14 protein-coding genes and 1 tRNA gene are annotated in these 16,363 nt (G+C 71.6%); 7 read left to right on the forward strand and 8 right to left on the reverse strand.

Features of this window, described 5'->3' with window-relative positions:
- Positions 1–223: 223 nt before the first annotated feature.
- Together dnaG and rpoD are read left to right on the forward strand one after the other, a co-directional pair.
- On the forward strand, positions 224–2,065 hold the full coding sequence (gene dnaG, locus AB0C33_RS25935) for a DNA primase (protein WP_358292177.1): 1,842 nt from the start codon (positions 224–226) through the stop codon (positions 2,063–2,065).
- Positions 2,066–2,387: 322 nt separating this feature from the next.
- The gene (gene rpoD / locus AB0C33_RS25940; RefSeq protein ID WP_043627522.1) at positions 2,388–3,524 is read left to right on the forward strand and encodes an RNA polymerase sigma factor RpoD; all 1,137 of its coding nucleotides are present in this window, start codon (positions 2,388–2,390) and stop codon (positions 3,522–3,524) included.
- 100 nt (positions 3,525–3,624) lie between these two features.
- On the opposite strand, the gene AB0C33_RS25945 is transcribed toward rpoD, so the two are convergent.
- From AB0C33_RS25945 to AB0C33_RS25975, 7 genes are read right to left on the reverse strand one after another with little or no spacing between them, the layout of a single operon-like run.
- Positions 3,625–4,431 carry a transporter substrate-binding domain-containing protein gene (locus AB0C33_RS25945; RefSeq protein ID WP_358292181.1) on the reverse strand — a complete coding sequence of 269 codons (807 nt, stop codon included), beginning with the start codon at positions 4,429–4,431 and terminating at the stop codon, positions 3,625–3,627.
- Positions 4,428–5,807 (reverse strand): hypothetical protein, encoded by a 1,380-nt coding sequence (locus AB0C33_RS25950; protein WP_358292184.1) that lies wholly within the window; start codon positions 5,805–5,807, stop codon positions 4,428–4,430. Before AB0C33_RS25950 ends, AB0C33_RS25945 begins: the two co-directional genes overlap by 4 nt.
- A complete protein-coding gene (locus AB0C33_RS25955) occupies positions 5,804–6,439 on the reverse strand; it encodes an FHA domain-containing protein (RefSeq protein WP_358292186.1) in 636 nt (211 codons plus the stop codon). Before AB0C33_RS25955 ends, AB0C33_RS25950 begins: the two co-directional genes overlap by 4 nt.
- Entirely contained in the window at positions 6,439–7,725 is a 1,287-nt protein-coding gene (locus AB0C33_RS25960) for a VWA domain-containing protein (protein ID WP_358292189.1), read from the reverse strand. Before AB0C33_RS25960 ends, AB0C33_RS25955 begins: the two co-directional genes overlap by 1 nt.
- Entirely contained in the window at positions 7,718–8,569 is an 852-nt protein-coding gene (locus tag AB0C33_RS25965) for a protein phosphatase 2C domain-containing protein (RefSeq protein ID WP_358292192.1), read from the reverse strand. Before AB0C33_RS25965 ends, AB0C33_RS25960 begins: the two co-directional genes overlap by 8 nt.
- Entirely contained in the window at positions 8,566–10,734 is a 2,169-nt protein-coding gene (locus AB0C33_RS25970) for a tetratricopeptide repeat protein (RefSeq protein WP_358292194.1), read from the reverse strand. Before AB0C33_RS25970 ends, AB0C33_RS25965 begins: the two co-directional genes overlap by 4 nt.
- The gene (locus AB0C33_RS25975) at positions 10,731–11,897 is read right to left on the reverse strand and encodes a hypothetical protein (protein WP_358292196.1); all 1,167 of its coding nucleotides are present in this window, start codon (positions 11,895–11,897) and stop codon (positions 10,731–10,733) included. The genes AB0C33_RS25970 and AB0C33_RS25975 overlap by 4 nt, the downstream gene beginning before the upstream one ends.
- Positions 11,898–12,073: 176 nt before the next feature.
- Between AB0C33_RS25975 and AB0C33_RS25980 the strand changes: the two genes are divergently transcribed.
- The 3 genes from AB0C33_RS25980 to AB0C33_RS25990 are packed head-to-tail and all read left to right on the forward strand — an operon-like array spanning position 12,074 to position 14,009.
- Positions 12,074–12,232 carry a hypothetical protein gene (locus AB0C33_RS25980; RefSeq protein ID WP_352318900.1) on the forward strand — a complete coding sequence of 53 codons (159 nt, stop codon included), beginning with the start codon at positions 12,074–12,076 and terminating at the stop codon, positions 12,230–12,232.
- A 32-nt stretch (positions 12,233–12,264) separates the two neighbouring features.
- The gene (locus AB0C33_RS25985) at positions 12,265–13,539 is read left to right on the forward strand and encodes a hypothetical protein (protein WP_358292198.1); all 1,275 of its coding nucleotides are present in this window, start codon (positions 12,265–12,267) and stop codon (positions 13,537–13,539) included.
- Entirely contained in the window at positions 13,536–14,009 is a 474-nt protein-coding gene (locus AB0C33_RS25990; RefSeq protein WP_358292200.1) for a hypothetical protein, read from the forward strand. The genes AB0C33_RS25985 and AB0C33_RS25990 overlap by 4 nt, the downstream gene beginning before the upstream one ends.
- A 55-nt stretch (positions 14,010–14,064) precedes the next feature.
- Here AB0C33_RS25990 and AB0C33_RS25995 read toward each other — a convergent pair whose 3' ends face one another.
- Positions 14,065–14,382 carry a YtxH domain-containing protein gene (locus AB0C33_RS25995; RefSeq protein WP_352318894.1) on the reverse strand — a complete coding sequence of 106 codons (318 nt, stop codon included), beginning with the start codon at positions 14,380–14,382 and terminating at the stop codon, positions 14,065–14,067.
- 126 nt (positions 14,383–14,508) lie between these two features.
- Between AB0C33_RS25995 and AB0C33_RS26000 the strand changes: the two genes are divergently transcribed.
- Both AB0C33_RS26000 and AB0C33_RS26005 read left to right on the forward strand, forming a co-directional pair.
- Positions 14,509–14,580, forward strand: a tRNA-Asn gene (locus AB0C33_RS26000).
- Between the two features lie 632 nt (positions 14,581–15,212).
- The gene (locus AB0C33_RS26005) at positions 15,213–16,355 is read left to right on the forward strand and encodes a nitric oxide synthase oxygenase (protein WP_358292202.1); all 1,143 of its coding nucleotides are present in this window, start codon (positions 15,213–15,215) and stop codon (positions 16,353–16,355) included.
- The last annotated feature ends 8 nt before the right edge of the window (positions 16,356–16,363 follow it).

A 16,363-nucleotide genomic window follows, 5' to 3' on the forward strand; every position in this document is an offset into this window, starting at 1 on the left:
TGCCCGGAATGCATAGTCTTCCTCACCCGTGTCACCGTTTCCACCGACAACCCTCACCTTTGTAGCCGACCACGGGACTCCGCATCACCAGTTTCCCGCTTTAGCAACCCAGAGGTGACGCGCGTCTTCCCCGGCCGTCGACAGCCCGTGCCACGCCGTTCACCGGCCGCGGCACACCCCGCGCGGGGCGGAACCGTCGGTCGGGCGGAATAGACTCACCGGCGTGGCTGGCCGGATCCGTGATGTCGACATCGCGCTCGTACGCGAGCGTTCCCCCATCGCCGACGTGATCGGCGAGCACATCCAGTTGCGCAACGCCGGAGGGGGCAACCTCAAGGGCCTGTGCCCCTTCCATGACGAGAAGAGCCCGTCGTTCAACGTCACCCCCGAGCGCGGAATGTACTTCTGCTTCGGGTGCTCAGAAGGCGGCGATGTGATCACGTTCGTCGAGAAGATCGAGCATCTGCCGTTCGGTGAGGCGGTCGAGCGGCTGGCCCAGCGGGCCGGCATCCAGCTCCAGTACGAGCAGGGCGGCTACGTCCCCAAGCGCGACCACGGCGAGCGGGCCCGGCTGATCGAGGCCCACCGGGTGGCCGCCGAGTTCTACGCCGAGAAGCTGTTCGGGCCCGACGCGGCCCCGGGGCGGCGGTTCCTGTCCGAGCGCGGGTTCGAGCGCGCCGACGCCGAGATGTTCGGCGTCGGCTACGCGCCGGCCGAGTGGGAGGCGCTGGCGCGCCACCTGATGGGGCGCGGGTTCACCGCCGACGAGCTGGTCAAGGGCGGCCTGGCCAAGGAGGGCAGGCGGGGGCCGATCGACCGGTTCAGGGGGCGGCTGATCTGGCCGATCAGGGACGCCACGGGTGACGTGATCGGATTCGGCGCACGCAAGTTGCTCGATTCCGACGATGGTCCGAAATATCTGAATACGCCTGACTCGCCGCTTTACAAGAAGAGCCAGGTCCTTTATGGCATTGATCTCGCCAAACGAGAGATCAGCAAGCGCGCCCAGGCGGTGATCGTCGAGGGATACACCGACGTGATGGCCTGCCATCTGGCCGGAGTTCCGACCGCGGTGGCCACCTGCGGCACGTCGTTCGGCGAGGAGCACATCAAGATCCTGCGCCGGTTCCTGCTCGACCAGGCCGAGTTCCGCGGCGAGGTCATCTTCACCTTCGACGGCGACGCGGCCGGCCAGAAGGCGGCGCTGCGGGCCTTCGCCGACGAGCAGAAGTTCGTCACGCAGACCTACGTCGCGGTGCAGAGCGACGGCCTCGACCCGTGCGACCTGCGGATCAAGCAGGGCGACGCGGCGGTGCGCGACCTCATCGCGAGCCGCGAGCCGCTGTTCCAGTTCGCCATCAGGAGCACCATCTCCCGCTACGACCTGCGCAGCAACGAGGGCAAGATCGCCGCCCTCGACGCGGCGGCGCCCATCGTGGCCGGGATCAAGGACGTCGGCCTGCGCAAGCGCTACGCCATCGACCTCGACCGCTGGCTCGGGTTCATGGACGAGCGCTTCGTCATGCAGCGCATCGGCGAGGTGGCCAACACCCAGCAGGGCCGCCCCCAGCGCGCCCCCAAGGCGGCCCCGGTCGATCCGAGCGTGCGGGTGGAGGGCGAGCTGCTCAAGCTGGCCGTCCAGCGGCCGGCGCTGCTCGGGCCGCGCTTCGACGCCCTCGACCCGCAGGCGTTCACCGCGCCCGACCACGTCGCGCTGCACAAGGTCATCCAGGCCGCCGGAGGCGCCGGCTCGGCCGGTCACGGCGGCCGCGAGTGGGTCGACCGGCTGCTGGAGCACGCTCACGACGAGGGCGCCAGGGCGCTGGTGACGCGGTTCGCGGTGGAGCCCGTCCAGGCCGACGCGCACGCCGAGGAGCGTTACGCGGGGGCCATGCTGGCGGCCATCGAGGCGATCGCGGTCGACCGGGCCATCGCCCAGGCCAAGTCCCGTATGCAGCGCCTCAATCCGGTGGAGGAGCAGCAGGAGTACAACAAGCTGTTCGGCGAGCTGGTGGCGTTGGAGCAGCAGCGCCGGGTGCTGCGCGAGCGCGCCGCGGGAAGCTGACCGCCGGGGCGTTTTGATAACAGTTCGGCAGCGGGGACGGGCGGTGAACCGGGTGGTTCGCGGGGAATCCCGGCCGGTCCGCGCTGCCGTAATGGGGCATCTCCGGCGTCTTCCGGGCAGCGAAAGAGATACGTCCGGCCGGCGGACGTCGCCGGACGTGGGATTCCAGACCGCGTAATTGACTTTTCTTTCCTGATCAAACTCGGGCCAAACCTTTACTCGATCTCAATTCGGTAATGCTGATCGTCTTACCTTCCGCAACAAAAATGGGTCTGCCATTTGATGGAACCAATACTGCAGACTGTCTCCCGTGGGTGCATCGGTGCTGCCAAGCGGGCCGCCATCGGTAGATCAGGTGGCGGACCTCGTCGCGAAGGGAAGGGAGCGCGGAAGCGTAACCGTCGATGACGTCGCCGCCGCGCTTGACCGATCCGAGCTGCCGTCCGACGCGCTGGAACGCGTCGTGCGGATGCTCGCAGAGAACGGCGTGGAGGTCCTCGAGCCCCAGGGCGACGAGGAGTCCACCCGCGCCGATGAGGAGGACGTAGGCAAGCGGGCGCCGACCAGCGATCTCGTCCGTATCTATCTGCGGGAGATCGGCCGCGTCCCCCTGCTGACCGCCGAGGAGGAGGTGGAGCTCGCCAAGTCGATCGAAGCCGGCCTGTTCGCCGAGGACAAGCTGGCCAACGGGGTCTCGCGTCTGGCCTTCCCGGAGTTCAGGGAGCTCGTCTGGCAGGGCACCAGGGCCAAGCAGCGGCTGATCGAGGCCAACCTCAGGCTCGTGGTGTCGATCGCCAAGCGGTACGTGGGCCGCGGCATGCTGTTCCTCGACCTGATCCAGGAAGGCAACCTCGGGCTCATCCGGGCGGTCGAGAAGTTCGACTACACGAAGGGCTACAAGTTCTCCACCTACGCCACCTGGTGGATCAGGCAGGCGATCACCCGGGCGATCGCCGACCAGGCGCGCACCATCCGCATTCCGGTGCACATGGTGGAGACCATCAACAAGCTCGTCAGAGTGCAGCGTCAGCTCCACCAGGACCTCGGTCGCGAGCCCATCCCCGAGGAGATCGCCAAGGAGATGGACCTCCCGGTCGACCGCGTGGTGGAGATCCAGCGCATCGCCCAGGAGCCGGTGTCCCTGCAGTCGCCGATCGGCGAGGAGGACTCCGACCTCGGTGACTTCATCGAGGACGCCGACGCCGTCGTGCCCATGGAGGCCGCCGCCTTCATCATGCTGCAGGACCAGCTCGACGACATCCTGGCCACGCTGTCCGACCGCGAGCAGCGCATCATCCAGCTCCGCTTCGGCCTGGCCGACGGGCATCCGCGCACGCTGGAGGAGGTGGGCAGGGAGTTCGGCGTGACGCGCGAGCGCATCCGGCAGATCGAGTCGAAGACCCTGGCCAAGCTCCGCCACCCGACGCGCGCGCAGATGCTCAGGGACTACCTGGACTGACCCTTCGACCCCGCGACGGGCCCGGCGAGCGTGCCGGGCCCGTCCGCATGCCGGGCGGCGGGCTCAGGAGCAGCCCTCGAACGCATGCCGGGCGGCGGGCTCAGGAGCAGCCCTCGAACTGCGGCACGGCGATGTTGGTCAGGTTCAGGCCCGCCTTGCCGAACCACTTGTGCAGCAGCTTGCCCGCGGTCCCGTCCTGGTACATGTCGGTGATCGCCCGGTTCACCGCCTCGCAGCCCGGCACGTCGTCCTTGTGCAGGCCCACCCCGCTTCGCTGCTCGTTGAACTGGGCGTTGGCCAGCCGCAGTCCCGACCCGTCCTGGTTGGCCAGGCCGGCCAGGATCACGTCGTTGGTGGTGACCGCGTCCACCTGCCGGTTCTTCAGCGCGCTCAGGCACGTCGCGTAGTCCTTGAACGGCACCAGCTTGGCCGCCACGCTGCGTTCCTCCACGACCCGCTCGGCGGCGTTCGAGCCCTCCACCGCGCAGATCCGGCGGCCCTTCAGCTGCCGGACGTTGTCCACCTTGTCGTCCGGCCGCGTCAGGATGTCCTGGTAGGAGATGTGGTACGGCCCCGCGAACAGCACCTTCGCCTTGCGGTCCATGCTGATCGTGTACGTCGCCACCACCATGTCGGCCCGCCCCTGGACCAGCACCTTGTCCCGGTCGCCGGCCAGCACGGGGATCAGCTTGAAGTCCTTGCCCAGCCGCTTGGCCACGTAACGCGCGACGTCGACGTCGAAGCCCTCGAAGGTGCCGTCCGGCTTGCGGAAGCCCACCGACGGCAGGTCGGGGCGGACGGCGATGACGATGGAGTCCTTGTCGAGGATCGACTCCCGGCCGCCGGTCCCGCAGGCCGCGGCGGCCACCGCGGTCAGGGCCAGGGCCGCTACCAGTGCCCGCTTCAACGGTACTCCTTGAGTCTCGGCCACACCCCGGCGATCATCAGCAGCCCGATCCCGGCGATCGCGAACGGCAGCAGCCGCCACAGGTTGTCCAGCGCGTTCTCGCCGGCGTCGATGGCCTGGTCGAAGGTGCGCTCGTGCCGTTCGGCCAGGGCCACCAGGGCCCGGTCGTAGGCGTCGAACGCGGCGGTGACCGGTTCGAGCTTGGCGGTCACGGCCTCGGCGGTCCTGCCCTCCAGCGCCAGCGCCCGGAAGGAGGTGTCGGCCTTCTGGAAGGCCCGGTACGCCTCCAGCACGCGGACGCCCTCAGGGCCGGTCAGTTCGGGCCCCAGCATGCCGCGGGCCGCGCCTGCGTCGGCGGCCACCTTCGCGTGGTACTGGGTGAGGTTGCCCGATTCGAAGTAGACGACCGTCTGCGACTTGTCCAGGAACGTGTGCTCGTAGGTGTCGGCGCGGTCCTTGTCGAGCAGGTACCGGCTCTGGTCGCCCTGCATGCTGTTGCTGATCGCGCGGGCCTTGGCCAGGGTCAGGACGGAGTCGAAGCCCTGTGTCTTGGCCGTGCGCAGGTCCGTCTGGTCCTGGCCGAGCACGTTCACGCCGAGGATCAGCGAGACCAGGGTGGCCAGCGTGGCGACCAGCAGCGCCGGGCCGAACACCCGGCGGAACCGCCGGGCCAGGAAGATCTGGAGCCAGATCAGGCAGCCCAGCGCGAGCAGCCCGGCCAGCAGCACCGCGGAGCGCAGCAGCGGGACCATGGCGTTCTTGTCGTCGTAGGTGCGGCGGACGATCGTGCCGCTCTCCAGGGTCAGGTTGTAGGCCTGCGGCAGCAGCACCAGCCGCATCAGGTCGGTGGCCTGCCGGTAGGTGCCCACGACGGTGTCCGGCGGCGCGCCGGGGGCGTGCCGGGACTGCTCGTTCAGCAGCAGCGCCTGCCCGGCGAGCCGTTCGTAGCGGCCGAGGCCGTCGAGCACCGACTGCACGGTCCGCCGCTCGGCGGCGTTGTCGCCGGCCAGCTCGAACGCCTTCAGCAGCGCCTGGTTGGCCTCCGTGCGCCGCCGCTCGTACCGGTCGACGGCCTGGCGGCGCTGCTGGCCGTACTGGTCGCCCATGACCAGCGCGTTGGCGACCTGGGCGTCCATGTCGCTGAGCGCCAGGTAGAGCCCGGCGGTGGCGACGACCTGCGGCCCGGCGTCGCGGCCGATGACCTGCAGCCCGTCGCCGGCGGTCAGGCTGCCCACCCCGAGCGCCGCGAACAGCAGCGCGAGCGCCGCCACGGTGACGCCGGAGATGACGCGGATGCGGCCGGGCACGCCGCGGCGCGGCAGGGGGGCGGGGGCGCCCGCCGGGACGACGGCGCCCGGGTTCTGCACCAGGGTCACGGTGTGCCCTCCCTGATGGTGATGACGGTCCAGGCGCCCAGGTGGATCCGGTCGCCCGGACCGACCCGGACCGGCGTGTTGATCTCCACCGTCCTGCCGTTGACCTGGGTGCCGTTGGCCGAGCCGGGGTCCACCAGCGTCCAGGTGCCGTCGGGCTGGGCCAGCAGCACTGCGTGCAGGTGCGACACGCCGGGGTCCTCGGGCGGGCCGGTCAGGTCGATCTCCGGCGCCAGGTTCCTGGCCTTGCTGCGCCGCCCGATGCGCACCTGCTCGCCGACCAGCCCGAACGAGCGCTCGGGACAGTACGGCGGGAAGGCCATGCGCGCCGCGTCGGGACCGCCCTCGGCGACCACCTTCTCGTAGTAGGTGCGGTCGGCGGCGGCGACCGCCTCCCACCGCGCCCCTCGCACCGGGAGCGGGACGCCGCCCCCGCCGCCGGTGAAGTCGTGGCCGCACACCTCGCAGAACTGCCCGGCGCGCGGCGTCTGGCAGACCGGGCAGGCGTCGTCACCCCCGCCGGCGCCCGCCGCCGGCTGGGGCTGGGACGCGGCGGGCGCCCCGGCCATCTGCGCGCCGCAGACGTCGCAGTAGTCGTCGGAGCCGGAGGCGTGCCCCTGGGGACAGGTCGCCATCAGCCCTCGCCCTTACGCAGCCGGCTGGTGCGGACGGAACCGGTGTCCAGCTCGATCTCGTCGGCCTTGTCCACGTTCCTGCGCAACCGGGCCGTGCCGGTCGCGGGATCGACCTCCACGACCTTCTCCAGCAGCCGGGCGGTGTCCTCGCGGCCCGACTCCGCGGCCAGCTCCCTGGCCTTGGCCAGGCGCGCGGTCGCGGCCTCCACGTCACCGGCGGCGCGGGCGCTGAGGCCGTCCTGGATGAGCTCGTGCAGCTCGGCCTGGCCGGTGTAGTGGGCGACCTTCCGGTTGATCTGCGTGGACTGCGCCAGGTCGTCGGTCCACTGGGCCAGCACGTTGCCGCTGGCCACGACGTCCTGGGTGTCGGGGCGCACCAGCTTCACCCAGCCCGCCCTGATCTCCTGGCCGATCTGGCCCGGCGGCACCTCCACGCACAGGTGGTACTCGCGTTCCTCCTGACCCCACGAGCCGGTCGGGTAGTCGCCGGTCAGCGGGTTGACGTCGGTGCGCTTGCCGGTCAGGTCGAGCAGCGTGGGGGAGACCTGCTTGACGAACTTCAGCTTGGCGGTCTGCGGCACCAACACCCGCAGCGACAGGTCCGCCACGGTCTTGCTCATCGACGTCTGCGTCACCCGGCGGAAGAACTCGGCCAGATCACTCTGGTTCCGTACGAACTCGAACGAGCCGAGCATCGCCTCGGCGACCTTCCGCAGCTCGGCGGGCACCCAGTCGTCGCCCACGCCCAGGCTGTCGCAGACGAACTTGCCGCTCCACCCCTGCAGCACGGCCCCGAACACCTCGGGACGCTCGTTGTTCTGGCCGTCGGTCATCAGCAGCGCGTGCCTGATCGCGTTCGGGTAGCCGCTCAGCAGGTGCCCGGCCAGCTTCAGCCACTCGCCGATGGCCGTGCCGCCGTGCGCGAGCAGCCTGCTGATCGCCCGCTCGGCCTCGGCGCGGGTGGCGGGCGTGGCCCTGACCAGGTTGGCGTTGCCGCCGGGATAGACGACCTTGGCCCGCTCGGTCCCGGCGATCACCGCGAAGTGCACGCCGTCGCGCAGCGCGTGCACGGCCGCCGCCGCGGCCTGCCGGGCCTCGCGGATCTTGCCGCCGCTCATCGAGCCGGAGGTGTCGACGATGATGACCTCGGCCGCCTCGGTGGGCGCGGCCTGGGCGAAGCCGCCGCCGGAGGAGGCCACGGTGAGGATCGCGTGCACCTCCCGGGCGTCGGTGGACAGGTACTTGTTCTGGTCGATGTTCAGTGTGAACGTGGGCTGGTCACCCATGCGTTTCTCCTAGGGGGATGAGAACGATCGTCACGTTGTCCTGGCCGCCGGAGGCCAGTGCGTGGCGCAGCATCTCGCGGGCCATGTCGAGAGGGGTTCCCGTCTGCGGGAACCGGTAGCCGTCCAGGTAGCGCCACAGCCCGTCGCTGCACACCAGCAGCAGGCCGGGCGCCCCCGGGGCGAGCGTGCGCACATGCAGCGACACCTCGCCGGAATCCGCGCCGAGCCACGCGGTGATCTCGCCGGTCGGGACCACGTCGTCCTCGGTCAGCAGCACGCCCTGCCCGGGGGCCTCGCCGGGCAGCCAGTACGCCCGCGTGTCGCCCGCCCAGCTCAGCGTGATCCCGCCGGGGCCGGCGACCGCGGCGACGTAGGTGCAGGCGGGGGCGTCGTCCACGGAGGTCGCCAGGGCGGTCACCGCCTTTCCGGCCAGCTCGAACGCCTCCTGCGCGGAGGCTCCCCTGGCCAGGGCGGCGCCCGCGGTCTCCACCGCCGCGGCCGAGGCCTGGTCGGCCCGCGGCGAGCTGCCCACGCCGTCGCACACGACCGTGATCACGGCGTCGCCGGTGGTCAGCAGGGCCATGGCGTCCTCGTTGCGGGCGCGCCGCAGGCCCTTGTCGGTCACGGCGGCGGACCCGCCGTCCAGGACGGCCTCGGCGTGGTCGCGGCCGGTGGGCTGGCGGGCGCCGCAGAGTTCGCAGTAGCCCTCCGCGTCCACCGCGGCCGCGCCGCAGGAGGTGCAGACCGGCGCGCCGAGCGCGTGGCCGCACCGCTCGCAGTAGACGTCCCCCTGGACGATGGGGGACGCGCACATCGGGCAGTTCTGGGGGGTGGGTTCGGTCACAGCCACGTCCTCGGTCGTACGGCGTTCGCCTCGTCGATGAGCGCGTGGCGTTCATGGCGGGAGCCGGCCGCCACCGCGAGCTTCCGGTAGATCGACTCCAGTCGCCTGCGCAGCCCCGGCTCGGTGAAGTCGGCCTCGGCCAGCTTCGTCCCGGGCGGCGCGGGGTTGTTGTCCAGCCAGGCCAGCGCGCAGCGCAGCAGCTCGGCGGTGAGCAGGTCGCGGCGGCGCGGGTCGAGGTCGGCCAGGTTGGCCAGCCGTCCGGCCGCGCCGACCAGGTCGGGGGCGGACACCGTGCTCAGGTCGGCCCGGCGGAACACCGAGGCGGCCAGCGCCACCTGCGCCGCCACCCGGTAGCTGGAGGTGGGCGGCACCTCGTCCAGCACGTTGACGCGGCCCGTCCTGGCCAGCCCGAACGCGGCGCTGACGTAGGAGTGGTCGGTCCGCCAGACGGCGTTGTACCAGTGGGCCGACTGCCTGCCGGCGCACTCCAGCGCGAACGCCAGCGCCAGCTTGGGCGCGAGCTCGCCGGGCAGCGCCGACACGCAGGCGTCGAACATCGTCACCGCGGTGTCCGTCTGGTGCGTGGCCAGCGCGAGCACGCCGCGGTACCAGGTCGTCCGCCAGTCGCCGGGGAGCTGTTGTTCCAGCTCCGACAGCGCTACCGGGGTCTCGGCGGCGCCCGCTTCAGCCAGCAGCCTGGCGCGCATGAGCCGGGTCTCGGGCGTCGGCGGCATCGCCGAGAGCTGGTCGAACAGCTCCTTGCCGTCGAACCCGAGCAGGCCCGCCAGCGCGCCCGCCGCGGGGTCGAGCGGATCGACGTGCGGCACCGGCAGCTCGACCGCGACCACGGCCGGGTCGAGCGGGCCGAACACCTCCTGGCGGGAGTCCGACAGCGCCGTCCACACGGCCGAGCGCTCGGGCCCGAACAGGGTCGAGGGCGCCGGGAACGGCACGCCATCCTCGGCCGCGCTGATCTCCCGCAGCACCCCGACGAGCTGCTCCTCCATCTCCCACGCGCTCTGGAACCGGTCGGCGGGGTTGGGCGCGGTGGCCTTGCGCAGCAGCCGCGCGAACGACTCGTGCCCGCAGTCCTGCGGCAGCGGGCTGGCCACGCCGCCCTTGGCCGGGCTCCAGGACGGGATCGTCAGCACCGCCAGGGTCCTGGCCACCGTGTAGAGGTCGGAGGCCACGGACGAGGGATGGGTGTCCAGCTCGGGCGCGTGGTAGCCGACCGTCGCCCAGGACGTGCCGGGCGGCGAGCCGACCGGCTGGACGGCGCCCAGGTCGATCAGCTTGAGCCGCCGGCCGACCCGGATCACGTTGGCCGGCTTGAGGTCGCAGTAGACCAGGCCGTTCTCGTGCAGGTAGCCGAACGCGTGCAGGATCTCGCGGCCGTAGATCAGGGCCTCGCGCAGCGGCAGCGGGCCCTGGCGGCGCAGCTCGTGCAGGGACTGGCCGCCGACGTACTCCATGACGATGTAGCCGAGGCCGCCGGAGAGCTGGAAGTTGAGGATCTTGACGATGTTCGGGTGGTCGACCGTGGTGAGGAACTTGCGCTCGGCCTCGGCCGCCGCCAGCGCCTCGGCGTCGTTGGTGTTGAGCAGGCCCTTGAGCACGACCCAGCGGCCGTCCAGGGCCTCGTCGGCGGCCAGGTAGATCCAGCCGAGGCCGCCGTGCGCCAGGCAGCCGAGCACCCGGTACTGCCCGGCCACCATGTCGTCCTTGGCCAGCTTCGGGGTGAAGGAGTACGGCGTGCGGCAGTGCGGGCAGAACCCCTCCGTCAGCCCCGGACGGCCCTGCCGGGACCGGCCCACCGGCTCCCCGCAGGCCGGGTTGGCGCAGAACCGCTTCTCCTCCGGCACCTGCGGATCGGCCATCACGGCCGTCGCCGGATCCCGGTACGGCACGGACGGCAGGTCGGCGATGCCGCCCAGCACCCCGGCCCGCGACCTGCCGCTGCTGCTCACCGGCGAGGTCAGCGACCGGCTCACCGGCTGGGTGTTCACCGGCCCCGAGAGCGGCCCCGAGAGCGGCCCCGAGCCTGGGGCCGACGCCTGTTGGGGGACGGACACCGCCGGCGGCGGCGCGGCCGCCGCGTTGCCGCACAGGTCGCAGTAGCCGTCCTCGATGGTGCCGGTGCAGCCCGGCTGCGCGCAGCGGGTCATGGCTTACCTCCGTGTATCGCGCGCTGGTAGGTGTCGACCGCGGCGGCCGCCTCGGTCAGGTCGCAGGGAGCGCTCCACAGCAGGGATCGTGCCCGCTCGAAGCACGCGGTGGCGCCGGGGTCCTCGGCCATGCCCTTGCGCACCGCCATGGCCTGGCAGGCGCCGAGCCGGCCGCGTAACTCGTCGCGCCTGCCGACCAGGCCGTACAGGGCCTTGGCGGTGGCCCGCGCCCGGTCGGCCGCCTTCTCCGCCTCGCTCTCCACGCTCGCCAGCCGCCTGGCGCGCACCACCCAGGTGTCGGCCGAGGCGTCGAGCGCGGCCAGCTCGCCGGTCAGCTCCTCGACCCGGCTGCGCGGGCGGGCCTGCGGCGGCAGGGCGATCTTGACCACGACCGCGCCGTGGGCCAGCCTGGCCTCGCTCTCGGCCGCGCGTACCCGGTCGAGGGCGGCCACCAGGTCCTCGCGGCGCCTGGCGTACTCGCGTTTGACCACGATCGCCTGGTCGATCTCCGCGCGGGCCTCGGCCAGCACGCGGGCGACCCCGCCGAGGTCGGGGCCGACGCCCGCGCCGAGCGGGTCGGCGAGCAGGGCCGCGCGCATCCGCCGCAGCTCCGCCTCCCGCGCCTCCAGGCCGGCGCTCTCGCCCAGCTCGCGCTCCAGGTCGCGGATCTCGCGCAGGACGCGGTCGGCGTCGTCGAGCCGGGGCAGGACGGCGTTCCACACGGCGTCGATGTCGTTGAGCGCCGAGGTGACCTCGCGGAAGGCGCCGTCCATGCGGGCGACGGTCTCGTCGAGGGTCAGCCGCTCGTCGGCCTCGGGCAGCAGCGAGCGCTGCTCGACGGGCTTGGCCGCGGCCCGCAGCACGACGGACGTGCCCGACAGCAGCCGGGTCAGCTCGTCGAGCTGCTCGGCCCCGAGTTTCGCGCGCGCGGCCCTGACCTGCTCGGCCTCGCGCAGCACGGCCCGGTAGGCGTCGTTCAGCAGCCACAGCCGGGTCAGCGCGGCCTGGACGGCGGCCCAGCGCTGCCGCGTCACCCCGTCCAGCGTCGCGCCCTTGAGCAGCTGGTACGTGGTGTGGGATTCGAGATCGAGCAGGTCGCCGGAGATCCGGTCGCGTTCGTCGGCCCGAGCGCGCAGCGCGTACTCGGCGCCTTCCCTGCTCATGGGTGGTCCCAGACTCATCACGCTCCCCGTGAAGAGGGCCCCCGATGCCCCGTGTCCTACCGGCTCAACGGGAGTCTTGACCGGTTGGTTCCAAAGGGTAGGGGTGACCCTGACTTGTCCCTGATTCAACCCTCGGTCACCTGCAAACGGCTTAACGGATCTCCTACGGTGGAGACATGGCACGCATCCTTCTGATCATCGCCGCGATCATCGTCGCACTGCTTCTCGTCGGCCCGCTCGTGGGTTTCGTCTTCACGCTTCTCAAGTGGGCTCTCATCATCGGCGCCGTCGTCCTCGGTGTCACGTTCGTCGCGAAGTGGGCCAAGAGGCCGTAGCTTCCGCCCGCTTCCCAAGGCATAGTGAGTGAATGGAGGCGCGGCCGGCGGTTGACGATGCCGCGCTCGGGCGCGAGGCCCTGGCCGTGCTCGAGGCGAACTGGACGGGCAGCGGCACCGTGCCCGCGCCGGGTCTCTACCCGCACCAGTGGAGCTGGGACTCCGCGTTCGTCGTCATCGGCCTGGCCAGGCACCGTCCGGAGCGCGCCCGGGAGGAGCTGCTCAGCCTGCTGAGCGGCCAGTGGGCGACCGGCATGGTGCCCCACATCGTCTTCCACACCCGCGAGGCGTACTTCCCCGGGCCGTCGGTCTGGCGCTCGCAGGAGCACGCCTCCGCACCCAGGGTCTGCACCTCCGGACTCACCTCCCCGCCGCTGCAGGCGCTGGCGCTGCGGTGGCTCTACCGGCACACCGGCGACGTCGCGTTCGTCCGGCGGACGTTCCCGCTGCTCGTCGCCCAGCACCACTACCTGGCCTCGGCCCGCGACCTCGGCGGCGCCGGACTGGCGGCGATCGTCCATCCCTGGGAGTCGGGCATGGACGACAGCCCGGCCTGGGACCAGCCGCTCGCCGCGCTGCCCGCCATCGGTTACGGATACCGCAACGTTCAGCTGGCCGACCGCCACCCCGACAGCGACCACGACCGCTACGTCTGGCTGGCCATGCGGTACCGCGACGCCGGCTACCGGCCCGAGTACCTGCGCGACGACCACCCCTTCGCGGTCGAGGACCCGATGTTCAACGGCATCTGGCTCGCCTCCTGCCAGGCGCTGGCCGAGCTGGCGCCGGTGGCGGGGGCCGACCCCGCACCCCACGCCGAGCAGGCCGAACGCATCAGGCAGGCCATGCTCGACCGGCTCTGGGACGGCTGCTTCTACCCCCTTGACCTGCGCTCCGGCCGGCTGATCAAGGTCTGCACGGTGGGCGCGTTCGGGCCGCTGCTCGATCCCGGGCTGCCCAGCGACCACCTGCACGCCTGCGTCGAGGTGCTGGAGTCGGCCCGGTTCATGGGCGCGACCGGCTACCCGGTGCCGAGCTGCGAGATCCGCGCCGCCCAGTTCGACCGCACCCGCTACTGGCGCGGGCCGTCCTGGGTGAACACCAACTGGCTGTTACGCCGGGCCGCCGCCGTCCACTCGCTCGACCAGCTCGGCCGGCAGCTCGCCAACGGCACCCTGCGGCTGGTCCGGCAGGCCGGGTTCCGCGAGTGCTTCGACCCGTTCGACGGCAGCGGGCGCGGGTGCAGGGACTTCTCCTGGAGCGCGGCGCTCACCCTCGACCTGCTCGCCGATACCGTGGAGATATGAGCATTCTTCGCCGCCTGCCCGCCGACGTGCGCCGATCCCTGGACACCCGGCTGGGGGAGCGGGTGCTGACGTTCACCGAGACCGCCGACGGTCACCTGGTGGCCACCAACCTCGCCCTGTTCCTGTCGGACGGGACGCGGGTGCCGTACGAGGAGATCGACAAGGCGTCCTGGGACGACGAGGGGCTGCGGGTCGTCACCACCGGCGGCGTCCGTCACTTCGAGCGCGTCGCCGAACCGCGGATGGTGCCCGAGACCGTGCGCGAGCGGGTGAACTCCACCATCGTGGTCAACAAGCGCGTCAGCCTGCCGGGGCGCGGCGGCGTCCGGCTGGTGGCCAGGCGTCCGCCGGGCGGCGAGGTGCTGGGCTGGACGCTCGTCTTCGACGACGGGCTCGATCCGACGGACCCGGGCCTGCGCGCGCAGGCCGAACAGGCCCTGGAAGGCGTCCGGCGCAGCATGGGCGTGTGAGGGATCACACGTCCGTGCCGCGCCGGATCTCGGGGCCGATCTCAGGGCCGGGCCCTCAGTAGGGGATGCCGGTCTCGCGGGACTTCCGTTCCGCGAGATCCTCCTCCTCGGGCCAGCCGCTGCCGGACCTGTGGTGGCCGTCGGAGCCGAGGAACGGGATCTTCTCCTGAAGCGTCCCGCCCACCTTCTCCCTGGCCGCCCCGGCCAGCCTCGACGCCTGGGCGCCGACCACCCCCGCGGCCTCCTGGACCCTCGGGCTGTCGGCCACGCGCTGGGCCGCCCGCTTGATCTGTTCGTACCGCTCGCGGCCCGCCCTGCTGCCGAGCACGTAACCGACAGCCAGACCGACCGCAAATGTCATCCGATAACGCATCTTGCACCTCCGCTGTCTCCCGGCCTACCCCAGTTGCGATGCGACACGCACTCCAAGAGTGCGCTAATCTATTCCTGCGCACGACGGAAGGGCCCAACAAGCCCGACCAGCAGGGCGAACGTTCGATCCCGCGTAGCTCAACGGCAGAGCAGCCGGCTGTTAACCGGCAGGTTATAGGTTCGAGTCCTATCGCGGGAGCTGTAGTCAGGCAGCAACTCAGGCCCTCTCACCGAGACAGGTGGGAGGGCCTGAGTCGTTCCATGGAGACGTCCCCTCGCTGAGGGCTCCAGGAAATCATCTCGCTGACACCCTCATTGGGAAGTTGTACATCCGCAGCGGTTCCAGTGACGTCCTCCTCACTCCGTGAGAAGCCGTTGACCACGTCTGAAGCACCCCTCACCCCGGAGCAGGGCCGCACTCCGCCGGCGGGCCTGACGCGTGCCAGGGCGCGGCAGATCATCGGGCGTCTCACGCTCTGGGTGGCGTTCGGGGCGAGGAAGTGCGGGAACTGACGCAGCGGATCTCCGACGCGCTCGAAGAGTCACGGATCGCCGATGATCCGAAACCCTGAGCGATCAGGGCACACCGCCGCGAGCCGACGAGGGCATGTCCTGAAAGGAGAGGGATTCACGCGTTGTAGTGGGTGAGTTACCGATTTTGGCGTTACGCGGGACAACGGGCGTTCGCGGCGGCAAGATGGGGGAGCCGGCCGGGTGCGGCCGGTAGCCGCGGGAAGTCGTGACGGGGGCGTGGAGAGGGCGCCGCCGGCAGGACGTGCCGCCGACCCGGAATCGGCGGGGCGCTCCGCTGAGCGAAATGTTGGTTGCCGCGTGCGTACCTGGATCAGGTCACTGCGTCCCTTCGATGTGCATGCCGTGCACGCGCTGTTCGAGCGCACCACGGACCTCCGCGAGGCGGAGCGATTCATCAGGCTCTTCCACGCCGAGAACCCCTCCGCCGGCGGCCTGGCCGCCCGGCTGCGCGACGTCGCCAGAGACGTCGCCCGCCACGGCACCTACGTCCACACCTTCGAGGAGCTGGAGTTCGGCGCCCGGGTCGCCTGGCGCAACAGCGGCCGGTGCATCGGACGCCTGTACTGGCGTTCGCTGAAGGTGCGCGACCGGCGGGAGGTGACGACGGCCGAGGGCGTGGCGGTCGAGTGCGTGGCGCACCTGCGCGAGGCGACGGGGGAGGGGCGCATCAGGCCCACCGTCACCGTCTTCGCCCCGGACACCCCGGCCATGCCGGGCCCCCGGGTGCTCAACGACCAGCTCGTCCGCTACGCCGGGCACCGGCTGAACGGCGGCGGCGTCCTCGGCGACCCGCGCAACGCCGAGCTCACCGACCTGGCCAAGGAACTGGGCTGGCGCGGCGGGCCGGGCCGGTTCGACGTGCTGCCGCTGGTCGTGCGGGCCGGGCTCGGCGACCCGCTGGTGTGCAACCTGCCGGGCGACGCCGTGCTGGAGGTGCCGCTGCTGCATCCCGAGTACGCGTGGTTCGCGGAGCTGGGGCTGCGCTGGCACGCCGTGCCGGTCATCTCGGACATGTGCCTGGAGATCGGTGGCGTCTGCTACCCGTGCGCGCCGTTCAACGGCTGGTACATGGGCACCGAGATCGGGGCGCGCAACCTGGCCGACTCCGACCGGTACGACCTGCTCCCCGAGGTGGCCAAGCACCTCGGCCTGGACACCTCCACCGAGCGCTCGCTCTGGCGCGACCACGCGCTGGTCGAGCTCAACGTGGCGGTGCTGCACTCCTTCGAACGGGCGGGGGTGACGATCACCGACCACCACACCGAGTCCCGGCGCTTCCTGACCCACCTGGAACGCGAGGAGCGCGCCGGACGGCGCTGCCCGGCCGACTGGTCGTGGATCGTGCCGCCGCTGTCGGGCGGCGCGACCCCGGTCTTCCACCGCTACTACGACACCTGCGAGCTGACCCCCGCGTACGTGCACCGCCACCCCGCCCGCTGACGCGCTTG

The organism is Nonomuraea sp. NPDC048881, from assembly GCF_040649795.1.
Taxonomy (GTDB): Bacteria; Actinomycetota; Actinomycetes; order Streptosporangiales; family Streptosporangiaceae; genus Nonomuraea.

Coding starts and splice junctions, on each gene's coding strand:
- AB0C33_RS25955 (WP_358292186.1), bottom strand. CDS start 6,439: ATGGCGACCTGTCCCCAGGGGCACGCCTCCGGCTCCGACGACTACTGC.
- AB0C33_RS25960 (WP_358292189.1), bottom strand. CDS start 7,725: ATGGGTGACCAGCCCACGTTCACACTGAACATCGACCAGAACAAGTAC.
- AB0C33_RS25970 (WP_358292194.1), bottom strand. CDS start 10,734: ATGACCCGCTGCGCGCAGCCGGGCTGCACCGGCACCATCGAGGACGGC.
- AB0C33_RS25975 (WP_358292196.1), bottom strand. CDS start 11,897: ATGAGCAGGGAAGGCGCCGAGTACGCGCTGCGCGCTCGGGCCGACGAA.
- AB0C33_RS25980 (WP_352318900.1), top strand. CDS start 12,074: ATGGCACGCATCCTTCTGATCATCGCCGCGATCATCGTCGCACTGCTT.
- AB0C33_RS25985 (WP_358292198.1), top strand. CDS start 12,265: ATGGAGGCGCGGCCGGCGGTTGACGATGCCGCGCTCGGGCGCGAGGCC.
- AB0C33_RS25990 (WP_358292200.1), top strand. CDS start 13,536: ATGAGCATTCTTCGCCGCCTGCCCGCCGACGTGCGCCGATCCCTGGAC.
- AB0C33_RS25995 (WP_352318894.1), bottom strand. CDS start 14,382: ATGCGTTATCGGATGACATTTGCGGTCGGTCTGGCTGTCGGTTACGTG.